This is a genomic window from Pseudoalteromonas sp. A601 (assembly GCF_002165575.1).
In the GTDB taxonomy this organism is placed as follows: Bacteria; Pseudomonadota; Gammaproteobacteria; order Enterobacterales; family Alteromonadaceae; genus Pseudoalteromonas.
This window is the reverse complement of sequence record NZ_MXQF01000005.1, coordinates 149,756-164,979: the sequence shown is the minus strand read 5'-3', so window position 1 is coordinate 164,979 and position 15,224 is coordinate 149,756. Positions and strand designations below refer to the sequence as shown.

The 15,224-nt window shown below is 39.4% G+C and carries 18 protein-coding genes; 16 read left to right on the top strand and 2 right to left on the bottom strand.

What is annotated here, in order from left to right:
- The first annotated feature begins 115 nt into the window (after positions 1 to 115).
- From B5G52_RS05850 to B5G52_RS05810, 9 genes are all read left to right on the top strand, one after another.
- Entirely contained in the window at positions 116 to 325 is a 210-nt protein-coding gene (locus B5G52_RS05850) for a cold-shock protein (RefSeq protein ID WP_016707789.1), read from the top strand.
- Between the two features lie 370 nt (positions 326 to 695).
- On the top strand, positions 696 to 1,319 hold the full coding sequence (locus B5G52_RS05845; RefSeq protein ID WP_087531733.1) for a response regulator transcription factor: 624 nt from the start codon (positions 696 to 698) through the stop codon (positions 1,317 to 1,319).
- 448 nt (positions 1,320 to 1,767) lie between these two features.
- Positions 1,768 to 2,538 (top strand): DUF3450 domain-containing protein, encoded by a 771-nt coding sequence (locus B5G52_RS05840; protein ID WP_087531732.1) that lies wholly within the window; start codon positions 1,768 to 1,770, stop codon positions 2,536 to 2,538.
- Between the two features lie 6 nt (positions 2,539 to 2,544).
- The gene (locus tag B5G52_RS05835) at positions 2,545 to 3,909 is read left to right on the top strand and encodes a MotA/TolQ/ExbB proton channel family protein (RefSeq protein ID WP_087531731.1); all 1,365 of its coding nucleotides are present in this window, start codon (positions 2,545 to 2,547) and stop codon (positions 3,907 to 3,909) included.
- Entirely contained in the window at positions 3,909 to 4,433 is a 525-nt protein-coding gene (locus tag B5G52_RS05830) for a MotA/TolQ/ExbB proton channel family protein (protein WP_087531730.1), read from the top strand. The genes B5G52_RS05835 and B5G52_RS05830 overlap by 1 nt, the downstream gene beginning before the upstream one ends.
- 14 nt (positions 4,434 to 4,447) lie before the next feature.
- Positions 4,448 to 4,852, top strand: a complete 405-nt coding sequence (locus B5G52_RS05825) for a biopolymer transporter ExbD (protein ID WP_087531729.1) — start codon at positions 4,448 to 4,450, stop codon at positions 4,850 to 4,852.
- Positions 4,852 to 5,469: an energy transducer TonB gene (locus B5G52_RS05820; RefSeq protein ID WP_087531728.1), complete on the top strand. Its 618-nt coding sequence runs from the start codon at positions 4,852 to 4,854 to the stop codon at positions 5,467 to 5,469. Before B5G52_RS05825 ends, B5G52_RS05820 begins: the two co-directional genes overlap by 1 nt.
- 11 nt (positions 5,470 to 5,480) lie before the next feature.
- Entirely contained in the window at positions 5,481 to 6,740 is a 1,260-nt protein-coding gene (locus B5G52_RS05815) for a lipopolysaccharide assembly protein LapB (protein WP_087531727.1), read from the top strand.
- A 109-nt stretch (positions 6,741 to 6,849) separates the two neighbouring features.
- Positions 6,850 to 7,902 carry a hypothetical protein gene (locus tag B5G52_RS05810; RefSeq protein ID WP_087531726.1) on the top strand — a complete coding sequence of 351 codons (1,053 nt, stop codon included), beginning with the start codon at positions 6,850 to 6,852 and terminating at the stop codon, positions 7,900 to 7,902.
- A 6-nt stretch (positions 7,903 to 7,908) separates the two neighbouring features.
- Here the strand turns inward: B5G52_RS05810 and B5G52_RS05805 are convergent, their stop codons facing one another.
- Both B5G52_RS05805 and B5G52_RS05800 read right to left on the bottom strand, forming a co-directional pair.
- Complete coding sequence (locus B5G52_RS05805; protein WP_087531725.1) at positions 7,909 to 8,250, bottom strand: TraR/DksA C4-type zinc finger protein; 342 nt, start codon at positions 8,248 to 8,250, stop codon at positions 7,909 to 7,911.
- Between the two features lie 73 nt (positions 8,251 to 8,323).
- On the bottom strand, positions 8,324 to 9,280 hold the full coding sequence (locus tag B5G52_RS05800; RefSeq protein ID WP_087531724.1) for a tRNA-dihydrouridine synthase: 957 nt from the start codon (positions 9,278 to 9,280) through the stop codon (positions 8,324 to 8,326).
- A gap of 179 nt (positions 9,281 to 9,459) precedes the next feature.
- On the opposite strand from B5G52_RS05800, the gene B5G52_RS05795 reads away from it, so the two are divergent.
- The 7 genes from B5G52_RS05795 (at position 9,460) to B5G52_RS05770 (ending at position 15,219) form a co-directional block, all read left to right on the top strand.
- A complete protein-coding gene (locus tag B5G52_RS05795) occupies positions 9,460 to 9,840 on the top strand; it encodes a hypothetical protein (RefSeq protein WP_087531723.1) in 381 nt (126 codons plus the stop codon).
- A gap of 102 nt (positions 9,841 to 9,942) precedes the next feature.
- Positions 9,943 to 10,764: a DUF692 domain-containing protein gene (locus B5G52_RS05790; protein WP_087531787.1), complete on the top strand. Its 822-nt coding sequence runs from the start codon at positions 9,943 to 9,945 to the stop codon at positions 10,762 to 10,764.
- Between the two features lie 4 nt (positions 10,765 to 10,768).
- Complete coding sequence (locus B5G52_RS05785) at positions 10,769 to 11,518, top strand: DUF2063 domain-containing protein (protein WP_087531722.1); 750 nt, start codon at positions 10,769 to 10,771, stop codon at positions 11,516 to 11,518.
- Between the two features lie 71 nt (positions 11,519 to 11,589).
- A complete protein-coding gene (locus B5G52_RS22305) occupies positions 11,590 to 11,712 on the top strand; it encodes a hypothetical protein (protein WP_254911145.1) in 123 nt (40 codons plus the stop codon).
- Between the two features lie 127 nt (positions 11,713 to 11,839).
- Positions 11,840 to 12,379 (top strand): adenine phosphoribosyltransferase, encoded by a 540-nt coding sequence (gene apt, locus B5G52_RS05780; protein ID WP_087531721.1) that lies wholly within the window; start codon positions 11,840 to 11,842, stop codon positions 12,377 to 12,379.
- 4 nt (positions 12,380 to 12,383) lie between these two features.
- Positions 12,384 to 14,834: a DNA polymerase III subunit gamma/tau gene (gene dnaX, locus B5G52_RS05775; RefSeq protein ID WP_087531720.1), complete on the top strand. Its 2,451-nt coding sequence runs from the start codon at positions 12,384 to 12,386 to the stop codon at positions 14,832 to 14,834.
- Between the two features lie 58 nt (positions 14,835 to 14,892).
- Positions 14,893 to 15,219 carry a YbaB/EbfC family nucleoid-associated protein gene (locus tag B5G52_RS05770; protein ID WP_004588122.1) on the top strand — a complete coding sequence of 109 codons (327 nt, stop codon included), beginning with the start codon at positions 14,893 to 14,895 and terminating at the stop codon, positions 15,217 to 15,219.
- Positions 15,220 to 15,224: the final 5 nt, after the last annotated feature.

Genomic DNA, 15,224 nt, shown 5'->3' with positions numbered 1-15,224 from the left:
GGTTAATGGTTTTGCTTCTTCCTGTACTATACCCCAAAGATTTTTGGGCATTCACTCAGGGAGGATATAGCCAATCTGGCTGAATTTTAATTATTGACTTACAGGAAAATTTAGTATGTCAAACACGGTTACTGGTAAAGTTAAGTTCTTCAACGAAGCTAAAGGCTTTGGTTTTATTGAACAAGAAAATGGTCCTGACGTATTCGTACATTTCAGCGCTATTACAGGCTCAGGTTTTCGCACTCTAAGCGAAGGCCAACAAGTGTCTTTCGGCATCAAGCAAGGTCAAAAAGGCCCTGAAGCTGAGAACGTAGAAGTAGCATAATTTTAATTATGTGAACCTAAGTTCATCTTGGTGAAACAGGCTCCTGTTTCACCATAATTTCCCCTTTTTTATTCTACTTTTTCATTTTTACCACACCTTATTTCTAAAAAATTCTACTACATTGTTTATTTCTGTATCAAACGAAATAAATTAGGTATTCTATTAATCTCATATAAGCCAAGAGATTAGAATAGTTGTATTGAGCATTTAATTCATAACTATTATTCATTGCTATTTAGGTACTAATATTTACTATCCAATTTTAGTGTGTAGCAATCAACATAAGCTCATTAATACAAGGAACTATTCTTAATCTGGTTTACACTAGGCTAAGATAATAAAAATATATTAAGTAAAGGTTTATTACTGAATGAATACAACAAATGATCTACTAATTGTTGATGATCACCCAATGGTTTGTGCTGCAATTAAAACAGCATTGATCAAATCACCTTTCGTTAATGACATCTATGCAGTAGCAGATCAAAAGTCAGCACTAGATCATATAAAAAATTATCACTGTGAGCTTCTCATTCTTGATATTGAACTTGAGGAATCTGATGGTTTTAGCCTTTTTAAGCGTGCTTTACTCGAGGGATACAAAGGAAAGGTACTGTTTCTTTCTGCAAAACAAGATAAACACATTATTAGAACCGCAGCTAAACTAGGTGCGCAGGGCTTTATAAATAAAGCTGAGAGTTTAGAAGATATAACTTCTGCGGTTGAGCTTATCCTGAGAGGGTTTACGTTTTTTCCTCAAGACGATTTACTCATTAATGAGAAAGACATTGACCAAATTTTAACGCATAGGGAGCTAACAGTAATGAGTTACCTGGTTGAGGGACTTTCTAATAAGGATATAGGCGAAAAACTGTTTATCAGCAATAAAACTGTCAGCACGTATAAGACTAAAATTTTCGAAAAGCTTGGAGTCGACTCTGTGATTTCACTTGCTAAATTAGTAAATAACGATCCTCATTCAAAAAAACTGTAAATATCAATTCACGTTTAAGTAAAAAGTGTAATTTTATACGGGAAACAATCCCAGTTTTTATAATGTTAGCTGAATAAATACGCTTTTTTACTGAATGATTACTCTAGACTAAATTTTTCTTGAAGTTTTTTCCATCATTTCTAGCCCATCACAAAATGTTACATTTATGTTTTTTATTTAAAATTCACTTATAAAACCGTTACTACTAGTGGGGTTTGCATAAAGTTGCCATTCAGCATTGTTACTATTGTGTTAACCCTCTGTTTTTTTGAATTTAGTTTCTATTCTTATTTGTTATTTATTTACGTTTTATTCGAAACATCAAGTTGACAGCGTGCATTGCATTTAGCATTATTGGAGGGTTGATATCTATTAAAAGATATCAGGGTTGTCTCCTTCGGGAGGTAATTAAATTATAAAAGTAACATTACTTAATTGGTTGGGAACTATGTCTGTTAAAATCAGAAAGAGTCTTGTAGCAACTGCGTTGGTTGGCGCTTTTGCATTCGCAAGCAGCAATGTGATTGCAGATCCTTTGAATGACGTGCAAAAAGCAGGTCAACAAATTCAAACGGCTGCGGTTAAGTCTCAAACTAAAATTGACAACGTATACGGTCAAACTCAAGAGCTTATCGCTGAGTACCGTGGCATTGTTGATGAAACTGAGCTTTTGAAAGTATACAACGATCACGTTGCACGTTTGGTCGCAGACCAAAATGCACAAATCGAATCGTTTGATCGCCAGATTGCGACTATCGACAACACTAAACAAAACGTTGTGCCTTTGATGTATCGCATGATCGATACGCTTGAGCAATTCATCAAAGCGGACGTTCCGTTTAACATTGACACTCGTTTAGCGCGTGTTGAGAGATTACGTGAAACAATGGTTTCTTCTTCTGTAACAACTTCAGAGAAATTCCGTCAAGTACTAGAGTCATACACTATTGAAGCTGCTTACAGCTCACTAGTTGCGGCTTCTCAAGGTACGCTTGAAATCGATGGTAAAAGCATCAATGTTGATTTCGGCCAGCTAGGTCGTATCACTTATGTTGCACAGTCTTTCGACTTAAAGCATGCGTGGGTTTGGGATAACAACACTAAACAGTGGAAAGAATTAGGTGAAGAGTACCTAAAACCTGTTAAAGAAGTTATTCGTATGGCGCGTAAGCAAGCGACATTAGAACTTGTTAAACTACCTATCTTTGGCGCGGAGTAATCAATAATGAAGAAACTATTTAAAGGTTTTGCTGTTGCAGCAGTACTGTCTGTTTCTGCAGGTACCGCGTTAAATGCACATGCAAATACTGATGCTTTAGATAAAATCCTAGAGCAAGTAAAGCAAGAGCGTATCTCTGAAGGCAAAATCAATAAGCAACGTGAGCAAGAGTTCCTTTCAGCTCGTGCTGATAAGCAAGCGTTACTTAATAAAGCGAAAAGCCAGTTATCGGCTGAAAAAGCACGTGGCGATCGTCTAACTAAAGAATATGCACAAAACGAAAATACTTTAGCGGAAAAAGAGCAAGCTCTTCAAAACGCTCAAGGTACGTTAGGTGAGATGTTTGGTGTTGTACGTCGTGCAGCTCAAGATGCAATCGGTTCTATCGAAGCATCACTTGTATCTGCTGAAAAGCCAGGTCGTGCTGAAATCTTACGTTCACTAGCAGCAGCTAAAGAGCTTCCTACAGTTCGTGAACTAGAAGAGCTTTGGATTGCACTACAAACTGAAATGACTGAGTCAGCGAAAGTTTCTACATTTGAAACTGAAGTTGCAGGTCTTGACGGTAACTCTTCTGTGAAGAAAGTAACGCGTATCGGTAACTTTAACTTAGTTACAGACGACGGTTACCTAATCTATTCACCTGAGACTAAGTCTATTCAACCTTTAGGTAAGCAACCAGACGGTTTCATCCTTGCAGGTATTGATGATTTAGCTGCTACATCTGCTGATAGCTATGCAGGCGTATACGTGGATCCTACACGTGGTGCTATCTTACGTATCAATACACAGAAGAAGTCACTGATGGAATATTACCATCAAGGTGACGTAGTTGGTTATATCATCACTGCTTTATTAGCATTTGGTCTATTAATCTTCTTAGTTCGTTTTGTTGATTTAACTATCACTACGAGCAAAATTAAGAGCCAACTTAAAAATGTGTCTACACCAAACGGTAACAACCCACTGGGTCGTATCCTTAAAGTGTATCAAGAGAACAAAAACCAAGACGTTGAAAACCTTGAGCTTAAGCTTGATGAAGCGATTCTTCGTGAAACGCCTCGCATTGAAGCTGGTATCAACATCATCAAAATCCTTGCTGCAATCGCGCCACTACTTGGTCTACTAGGTACGGTAATCGGTATGATCTTAACGTTCCAAACAATCACATTGTTCGGTACAGGTGATCCGAAGATCATGGCAGGTAACATCTCTCTAGCACTTGTAACTACTGCGCTAGGTCTAATTGCTGCATTACCACTTATCCTTCTTCACGCTGTTGTAGCGGGTCGCAGTAAGTCGGTATTACACATCCTTGATGAGCAAAGCGCGGGTATCGTTGCTACTCACGCGGAGAAGGAGAAAGCCTAATGCTAGTCCTGATGGAGATCTGGGAATCTATCAGGGATTTTGTTGGCACAGGCGGCCAGGTATTATACGTGGTCGCGATAGCACTCTTTCTTATGTGGGTTTTAATGATTGAGCGCTATTGGTTCTTACTTTCTGAGTTTCCTCGTATGACGAAGGAAATTGTAGGAAAGTGGGATGCCCGCCAAGACACTACGTCTTGGTACGCACACAGAATCCGTGAAGCATGGATTTCTGAAGCGTCTGAAAAATTAGATCAGCGTATGTTGTTGATTAAAACATTAGTAGCTATTTGTCCTTTAATCGGCTTACTGGGTACAGTAACGGGTATGATATCGGTTTTCGAAACCATGGCTACCCAAGGTACTGGTAACGCACGTTTAATGGCATCTGGTATTTCAATGGCAACAATCCCAACAATGGCTGGAATGGTTGCGGCACTATCTGGAGTTTTCTTTAGCTCACGCCTTGAGGCAAGAGCGAGAATGGTGAAAGCCAAACTTATAGATAGCATGCCTCATCACTAGAGAGAGAATTAAATATGGCACGTAAACAACGTTTTCGTGAAGAAGAAGAAGCAGCGGTAGATATGACGCCGATGCTTGACATCGTATTTATCATGCTTATTTTCTTTATCGTAACTACATCGTTCGTTAAAGAGGCTGGTATCGAGGTCAATAAACCAAAAGCGGCCCAAGCTACGAAGCAAAAAAATGCTAACATTTTCATTGCTATTCGTGACAACGGCGAGATCTGGATTGATAAACAACAAGTTGATGTTGAACGTGTTTCAGCAAAGATCGAAAGTTTATTAGCAGAACAACCTACAGATGTTGTAATTTTGCAGGCTGACAAAGATGCAAAACATGGCACTGTGGTTAAAGTTATGGACCAGATCAAAGCGACGGGTGACAACCTGAGAATTTCAATAGCTGGAGATCAGTAATGATTCGTTTTCTGTTTTCACTGATTGCAGGTGGGGCAGTTACTTTCGGCTTGTTCTACTTCATGGCCTTCCTCATCTCTGGTGGGGCTGACCGTAACACGGAGCAAAAAGAACAAATCGTAGTCGAAATTATGACGAATCCGCCTGAATCTAAGGTGCAGGAGAGGAAGCGTGTTCCGCCTCCGCCTCCACCACCGCCAAAGCAGCCGCCTAAACCGCAGCCGCCTCAGCCGGAAAACAACAACCCTAATCCGGGTGCTATGTCATTTAATATGGGTAGTATCGATGTGGGAAGTTCGGCTGGTGGCCTAAGTGGTCCAGGTGCATTCGGACGTGATGGTGATGCGACACCTATCGTTCGAATTGAACCAAAATATCCAACACAAGCGGCACGTGATGGTAAAGAAGGTTGGGTACAACTTTCATTCTCAATTGATGAATTGGGTGGGGTTACAGACGTTGAAGTAATTGACGCAGACCCTAAACGTATTTTTGATAGAGAAGCTAAACGTGCACTGCGTAAGTGGAAATACCGTCCTAAAATTATTGATGGTAAACCACAAAAGCAAGTTGGTTTACAAGTTCAGCTAGACTTTAAACTTAACCAAGGCAACTAAGGAGGCAAGTAATGAGAAATTTATCTAAAGTAACAGCACTTGCGGTACTTATGTCTCTCTCGGGTGCGGTGATTACTGCACCAGTTTTAGCCGCGCCAGATTACGCCAAGATTGAAGAGCGTAAGAAAGCAAAAACTAAAATCATGGGTGAGCGCACTGGTAAAAAAGTAGTTAAAGCATTTGATTTGTATAATGAAGATAAGCTTGATGAAGCAATTGCTATGCTTAAAGAGCTTGACCCTTCAGATGACTTTGACAAGGCAACAGTTAATCGCTACCTAGGTAGTATGTATGGTCAAAAAGAGCAGTATAAAACTGCGATTAAGCACCTAGAATTAGCTGTAGCCCCTGATGTTCTAAACTTTGCTGATCAACAGCAAGCTTTAAAAACATTAGGTGATATGTATGCTGGTACTGAGCAGTTCAAAAAAGCTAAAGAAGCTTACGTTAGATGGATGGATTTTACTGGTGAAGAAGATGCAACGGTTTATACCCGTATTGCTCAAGCTAATTACCAGTTAGAACAATTCCGTGATGTTTTTGAGCCGGCAGATAAAGCAATTAAACTTCAAAAAGAGCCAAATAAAGGCCCTTACCAACTTAAGTTAGGTTCGTATTTTGAACTTAAAGACTATAAAAATATGGTTAAAGTTGGCGAAGAAATTGTACGTATCTGGCCTGACGATAAAAAAGCGTGGGTAAGCTTAGGTAAGTACTACCTTCAAACGGAAGACTATAAAAAAGGTCTTTCAACAATGGAAGTAGCTTACAAAAATGGTTATTTTGAAGCTGAAGTTGATTATAAAGTTTTATCTAACTTCTATTCTTTGAATGAAATTCCTTTCAAGGCTGCAAAAATCCTTGAAAAGTCTATGAATGATAAGATTGTGAAGCGCAATAAACAAAATGTCAGCGCAGTAGCCAGTAACTATCATCGCTCAAAAGATATTGAAAAAGCAGCTAAGTTCTATGAAGAAGCCGCTAAGTTTGATGACGACGCTGAACTTTACCGTAAAGCAGGTTCATTATTACTTCAGTCGCAAAATTATAGTTCTGCCGTTGTTCGTTTGAACAAAGCTCTGGAATTAGGTTCTGATAAAAAAGGAACTATATACACAGATTTAGCAGAAGCCTATTACTATCAAGAAAAGTATAAGCAAGCTTATGCTGCAATTGTAAAAGCTATGGATGACCCACGCACACGTAAGTTTGCTAAAGGTTGGTCTACATATATTAAAGATAAAGCCGCTCGCAACGGTGTTAAAATTTAATTTATAACGCTTTTCAATTTAAAAAGCCCCTATGGGGCTTTTTTTATACCTAATATAAACATATAAAATTATACAGTTTCTCAATTTATAAGCTTCATTTGGATAAAAAATGATTAAAAATCTAGCAGTTAGCATATTGGTTTTATTACTCTGGGGTTGTAGTGAACCCGAGTTAAAATATTCGAGCATAGAGCAAATAGATCAGCAAATTAAAATACAGAATGTATTACTACAGCCGAATAAAACACCTATGTCTGTTAGAGCAATCAAGCTTGCTCAACTACCCTTTTCAGAGCAGTATTTAGAACAACGTCATACTATTTATAAATCATTAAGAGCGTTGACGTTGGATGAAAATACACAACAATTAGCTGATTATTTAAGCATCAGTGAGCGCTTTCCTGCGCGCTATTTTCCATGGCCGTCTCAGGTAAATGTGGTTGAGAATATGCTAAAGAGTGGTATGCCACAGCAGCAAATTTCCGATTGGATTGATTTTACAGCCGAACAACTCTCATTGGGTTTACAAAGCAAGCTTAAGTTAAATAAAATAGAATTGGCAGAATTTCACTTACGTTTGACTGAGCTTAAAAGTCGGGATGATTTATCTGAAGGCTTAACTAAGTCTTTAAATAGCTTTAATACGTATTTACAGCAATACACACCAAGAGGCAGTGTTGGTTTGCATGGCTTACCAAATGGCTCATCTTGGTATCAAAGTAAGCTCAATTACTTTGCGGGTAAAACCGATGCTCCTTTAAAGTGGCTGGTTAAAATTCAAAAAGAGTTAGCAAACATCGATAATATACCGTTCACATTGACATTACAGCAAGAACATCGCCAGTCAGTGTTAGAGCAGTGGCTTGAGAGTAAACCGCTTGATATGGCCTCGGGGTATGACTGGTCACAAGGTTATTATAATTTACCTGTGTCTACATCACGTGCTCTTCAAAGTATGTCCGATGATGAAAAGTACTTTTGGTTGGCAATGATGGAAACCGATATAGGAATTCACTATCATGCATGGACGTTGCAACAAGCAAAGGTTAATTTATCAAAAAGGTTAAACTTATCATCAGAATCAGCACAGTATTTAGTACATGATATTGTTTTTTATCCTGCGTTTAGCTTTTCTTTTGCAAGTTTATTGAAAGTGGATTAACTAGCGTTAGTCTGGTTCACAATTTCTACAGCGTTGATTAGCAGGATCTGCTAAAAGACGCTGTGCATCAATTTTTTCTTCACAGTCACAGCAATACCCATACTGACCTATCTCAATCTGACAAATTGCTGCCTCTAATTTTTCTAAACGAAGTATAAGCTCACTGTATTCTGAGCCCAGTTGTTTCTCTGCTAATTCTAGCCAATGTTCAGGACTGCTTGTTTCAAGAGTAAGTAGAAGTGAATGATGGGCTAGGTTATTTGATTGTGCGAGAGCCGCCAATAGAGATTGACGCTTTAAAGCAAGCTCACTATTTAAACGTTCTAAAATTTGCTGAGATTGGTACATGGTTGGCCTTCCTCACTGAATAATGAAAGTATTATCCATAAATTCAGTGAAGCGAAATATGATATGTATCAATTTAGGGTGCGATTGCGTATTTTTTTAGTACATCTGCGACATCTTCTTTGGTTTTTAAACGTCTAATCTCATCAAATAAAGCATGTGCTTGTTGATACTCACGTTTCAAATAACCGAGCCACTGCTTGGTACGGGATGCAAAATATTTCTCATCTTTAGTTGGGTCATGATGCATCGATGAATGAATTATATGATAAAGAATGTGTTCCCATTGTAAACCTTGGTACTGCTCACCATTAATCTGTGCTTTAATCTTTTTTGCCAAATCAGGATGTGAAAGTGCACCTCGTCCAAGCATGAGATCAGTACAGCCACTTCTTTGTTGACATAACAATGCATCTGATATTTGCCATATTTCGCCATTGGCTACAACGTCAATTGCTTTACCTTCAATTAGTGGAGGAATTTTTTCCCAATAAGCCGGTGGGTTGTAGCCATCACGTTTGGTGCGAGCATGAATAGCTATACTGTTTGCACCTGCACTAACAACAGCATCGACAATTTCTTGGCTATTACTGTCATCATCAAAGCCTAAACGAATCTTGGCACTAACTTGGTGATCCTTTGGCACAGCTTCACGTACAGCTTTAATAATTTCATACATGTGCTCAGGATCTTTCAAAAGCACTGCGCCGCCTTTGCTGCGGTTTACTGTTTTTGCTGGGCAGCCAAAATTTAAGTCTACGCCATGAGAACCCAGCTCAATGACCTTAACTGCATTTTCTGCAAGTGCCTCAGCAACTTGACCTAATAATTGGATACGTACAGGTGTGCCGGCTCGAGTAAAGCCATTATTTTGCAATTCAGGGCAGTAGCGATTAAATACTTTATCAGGTAAGCAAGCATCAATTACTCTGACAAATTCAGTTACGCACAAATCAAAGCCACCAATATCGGTAAGTAATTGGCGCATTTTAAAATCGACTACGCCTTCCATTGGTGCTAATACTAATCTCATTGGGTGTAACTTTATTTGTAAAACTGGTGGCGTAGTTTACCTTGTCCGCCTAAATTGATAAATCACTAATAGCTTTATGTGTACAATAAAAATAATATTATTTCTGTCTTTTGTGAAAGTTATTCTTTTATGCAGGGTCTATTAAGTATACCCGTTGAGTAAAAATAGAGAGTCTGATTATGAACACAGTAAAAAATAATTCAATCGCATTAACATTAGGTGCAGTAGTGATCACTGGTGCAAGTTTAATATCAACAGATGCACAGGCAAACCCTTTTGAGTATCAAGAACTTGTTACAGGTTATCAAGTGGATGCCACGGAAGGTAAGTGTGGTGAAGGAAAATGTGGTGGTGATGCAAAGACAAAAAACGCCAAAGCTAAAACTGAAGGTAAGTGTGGTGAAGGAAAGTGCGGTGGCGATGCTAAAACAAAAAATGCTAAAGCTAAAACCGAAGGTAAGTGCGGTGAAGGGAAATGCGGTGGTGATACTAAATCAAGCGATAAAAAAACTAAGAAAGAAGGTAAATGTGGTGAAGGTAAATGTGGCGGTAGCCACTAATCACTTTGCGATAGCATTAAGTTAATTCTATTAAAAAGGCCTTTGCGGGCCTTTTTAAATTAGGGAGTATCTATGGCAATAGCTAATAAAGATGAATTTGGTATGGTAGGGCTTGGTTTACGCCGAGAAATGTTGGATGAGCTCCTTGTTCACGTTCCAAAGCAAATTGATTTTATGGAAGTTGCCCCTGAAAACTGGCTTAAATTAGGAGGGCGTTTTAAAAAGCAATTTAAGTCATTAACCAACGACCATCATTTTGTATGCCATGGCTTATCACTCTCGCTTGGTTCACCCGCGCCCCTTGATATTGATTTCGTCAAAGCGTTGAAAAACTTTTTTATCGATCATGGTATTAAGCGTTATAGCGAACACCTAAGTTACTGCTCAGGCGCAGGTCATATGTATGACTTAATGCCGATCCCCTTTACTGAACAGGCAGTTAAGCACGTTGTATCAAGAATTAAGCAAGTACAGGATATTCTTGAACAACAAATTACGATTGAAAACGTTTCATATTATGCAGCGCCAGGCCAAGAATTAACTGAACTTGAGTTTACCAACGAAGTTTTAGAACAAGCTGATTGCAAACTTTTGCTTGATGTAAATAATATTTACGTAAACTCAGTCAACCACGGTTATGACGCACTTGAATTCTTACAAGGATTACCTTGTGAGAGAGTTGACTATGGTCATGTGGCGGGGCATTACAATGAGGCTGATGATTTGATTGTAGATACACATGGTGCTGATGTTATAGATCCTGTCTGGCACCTTTTAGATAAAGCATATGAAATTCATGGTGTATTTCCTACGCTATTAGAGCGTGACTTTAATATTCCGGCTATGGATGTGTTAGTCAAAGAGCTTGATATTATAAACCAGTTGCAAGCTAAGCACGGTGTAAATAAACAAAAGCGAGCTTAACATTATGAGTTTTCAAGACATTCAAAATACCTTTATGGCGCATATTCGCCAACCTTCAAACCAGCCTGCCCCTGAAGGGATTGAAGACCGTCGTATGGCTATTTATCGCGATTTATTTTTTAATAATATTGAAGGTTTTATTTCATCTGGTTTCCCAGTTTTAAAAACATTGTATTCAACGTCTGATTGGAATACGTTGATAAGACGTTTTTTTGTTGAACATGATTGTTCATCACCATACTTTTTAGATATAGCAGGGGAGTTTATTAACTACCTCAGTCATGGGTATGTAAAAACAGCGACAGATCCGGTTTTCATGATTGAGTTGGCGCATTATGAATGGGTGGAGCTTGATGTGTCTATTTGCCAACAAGATGACTGTGAGATTTTAATCGACACAGCACTTGCTGTAACGCCTTTGTATTTTAGCCAAACAGCACGTAATTTAAGCTATCAATTTGCGGTTCAACAAATAAGTGTTGATCACCAACCGGTAGCACCAACCAGCCAACCAAATTACTTTGTTGTTTATAGAGACCTTGACGATGAAGTACATTTTTTGACAACTAACCCGATGACTGCGCTTTTGTTATCGTTGATAGAAGCGTCACCAGCGATTTTGTTTGATCAACTTTGCCATCAGGTTATTCAACATGCACCTCAGTTTAGTTATGAGCAAGTTAGTATTGGGGCTGATCAAACATTACAAGCGATGGCTAAAAAAGGTGTGATCGTGACAAAAAATCAAGCTTAAAGGCTTTAATGATTATTTTACATGGACTATTATGTGCGCTTTAAAATGTCGCGCTTAATAAAGGTAGTACCATGTCAGAAGATAAAGATTTTAAAGACCCGTTTAATGCAATGTATTTCCTAGCATTTTTAGCAATTTTTGTTGGGATTGGCTGCTTGAACGCAATTTTGGGCTGGATAACTACAGTTTCTTAATTTGTTTATAAGTTATGGGCTGCTATTGCGGCCTTATATTTTAATTAGTTAACTTCTTACCGACAATCCATATTTCTAGTGTTATAATTGCTGGCTTTGTAATATAAACAATCAAACAGCTTAAATTATGACTACTCCTTCTATTATTAAAGACAGCATTACCACTATTGCAGATTACCCGAAAGCGGGCATTATGTTTCGCGATGTAACTACGTTAATGGCTGACCCTGCAGCATTCCAAGCTACAATCAACGAATTCATAGACGCCTATAAAGACCAAGGTTTTACTAAAATCATTGGTACAGAGTCGCGCGGCTTTATTTTTGGTGCACCACTTTCATACGCATTAGGCATTCCGTTTATTCCAGTACGTAAGCCAGGTAAATTACCTCGCGCTGTTATTTCTCAAGATTACCAACTTGAATATGGCGAAGATGTGCTTGAGCTTCATACAGACGCGATAGTACCTGGCGATAAAGTCCTTTTAGTTGATGACTTATTAGCTACGGGTGGTACGATTGAAGCAACAGCAAAATTAGTCAATAAGCTTGGTGGCAATGCAACTGATGCTGCCTTTGTTGTCTCGTTACCAGAACTAGGTGGTGAGCAACGCATTGAGAAAATGGGGATTAACATCCTTAAATTGGTTGAATTCGAAGGCGAATAATTAAATGAGTTACCAAGTCCTAGCGAGAAAATGGCGTCCTCAGACCTTTCACGAATTGGTCGGTCAGTCACATGTGAAACAAGCGCTTGTTAATGCGTTAACACAAAACCGACTGCACCATGCTTATTTATTCACTGGGACTCGCGGAGTGGGTAAAACCACCATCGCACGTATATTCGCTAAAAGCTTGAATTGCGACGAAGGTATTTCGTCTGAACCTTGTGGCCAGTGTAGTAGCTGTAAAGATATCGAATCTGGCCGCTACATCGATCTGCTAGAAATAGATGCTGCTTCTCGAACAAAGGTCGAAGATACCCGTGAAATCCTTGATAACGTGCAATACGCACCAACTCGCGGCCGTTATAAGGTTTACCTTATCGATGAAGTGCATATGCTTTCTAAGCACAGCTTCAATGCGTTATTAAAAACCCTTGAAGAGCCACCGGAACACGTAAAGTTTTTACTTGCGACCACTGATCCACAAAAATTACCGGTGACTATTTTATCGCGTTGTTTACAGTTCAACCTAAATGCATTGTCGCAATCTGAAATCTTGCAACAACTTGAGTACGTGTTGGGCGAGGAGCAATTGAGTTTTGAAACTCAAGCATTACAAATTATAGCTAAAGCCGCTGATGGCAGTATGCGCGATGCGCTTAGCCTGACCGATCAAGCTATTGCCCAAACCAACGGCAATATACAATACCAGTCAGTGCAAAACATGTTGGGCTTAATGGATAACCATTACAGTCAACATTTGTTAGCTGCGTTACTAGCTCAAGATGGGGCCTTGTTAATGACCCAAATAGAGCAAATTGCGAGTCAAAATCCACAATATAATGCCCTCCTTGATGATTTAATTGGCTTAACACACCTTATTCAGTTAACTCAGTTAGTGCCCGATGCAGCTAAGCTAGATGAACATAATGCAGAGTTTATCCAGCAAGTAGCGCAAGCAAGTGACAGCCAACAAATTCAAATTTACTATCAGTTATTACTTAACGGTAAAAAAGATTTGCAATGGGCGCCTGAGCCACGTCTTGGTTTTGAGATGATCATGCTAAGGCTACTTGCCTTTGAGCCAGCAGGAATGACGTCTACACAAGCACCACCAAGCACAACGCAACCAATACAAAACAAAGCGGGGCGAGCTAGTGCACTTCGCGATATTATTAATAAAAATAAAGCGGTGCAGCAAAGTCCAAGTGTCGATACAAATAGTGATGTACAGTCATTAAGCCGTGATATTAATTCAGCTGATCAAATGCAGTCTGATAATAAAACGACAGCGGACAATCAAGTAGAGCAGCACAGCAATAATGAACAAGGTGTTGAACACGCATCAGCAGTAAAAAAAGTAGATGCAGCAGAGGCATCACCAAACACTGAAGTTACCCACAGTGATGAACACGTTCAACCCCAAAGTCAAGATGATGCCTATCAACAGCACAGCGACGCTGAACAGACTTTAGCGTCACAGTTTGATGACATTATGAGCAGCGCTGTAGATCAAGGCTTTAATGAGCATACTCATACAACACATGTTGAACCTGACGTTAATAGCCAAAATAGTGAACCGCACACCTCTATTGCACAACAAGAGTCACAAGCACAATCAGCCATAGCGCGCATCCTACGTGATAGAAATATATCTGGCGCAGGTAAGTTGTCTGGTGCGAATATTAAAAGTACGCAAACCACTGAGCAACCAGTTACGCATGCTGCGCAAAATAGCTCTAAACCTGAACCTCAAGCACCATTGGCTGAGTCACAGCCACAACAGGCAGCACAGCGGCAATCAGCGACTATCGATGCGCCACCTTGGTCGAATGATGACCCAGGCCAAACCGTAAAAAAGCCAGCGCTCCCAGAGACGGGGAGCCAAACGCGCTCAAATAATCAAGTCGTAACAAAAAAAGTAGACTTTAAAGAAAAGCATCAAACAATTACTGAAAATTTAGCGCCTGAGTTACTTGAGCAAATTAACCCACAAAAAAAGCCTGAAGTGGTTACACAAGAGCCTAGCATTCCAGTTCCTGATGACTTTCAAAGCCCAATTAGTGAAATCCGGTTTGCTCATCAACAAGATGAATGGGCTTATTTAATCAAGCGAATGGGTCTAGGTGGTAGAATGCGCCAATTTGCGTTGCATTCTATTTTTACCAAACAAGGTAACAATTTACATATCGACGTGGATGAGTCACAAAAGCACCTTGATACACCAATGCTAAGACAAAAGCTCGATGCAGCACTTTCAAGTATTTATGAGCATAACGTCACACTCAGTATTAATTTTGCTCAAGGGGTTATTGACTCACCGTATTTAATTCAGCAAAAAATTGATGTAGGCCGTCACCAGCAAGCAATTGATGTGATTACCTCAGATGAAAATATAGTGCAATTTCAGCAGCTATTTTCAGCAATTATTGACGAAAACAGTATTCAGGCATTGTAATTAGTTACAATAGCCCTTATCTTCATGACAATTAAAGATTACACAAAGAGAGAGAATTATGTTTAAAGGTGGAATGGGTAACATGATGAAGCAAGCGCAGCAAATGCAAGAGCGCATGCAAAAAGCCCAAGACGAAATCGCCACTATGGAAGTAGTTGGTGAAGCCGGCGCAGGTCTGGTAAAAGTAACCATGCTTGGTAATCACAATGTACGCCGCGTTGAGCTTGATGAAAGCTTAATGGAAGACGACAAAGACATGATTGAAGATTTACTTGCCGCAGCGTGTAATGACGCAGTTCGCCGTGTAGCAGACGAAACGCAAGAGCGCATGGGTAAAGTAACTGGCGGTATGCAATTACCACCAGGTATGAAAATGCCGTTTTAAGGTAA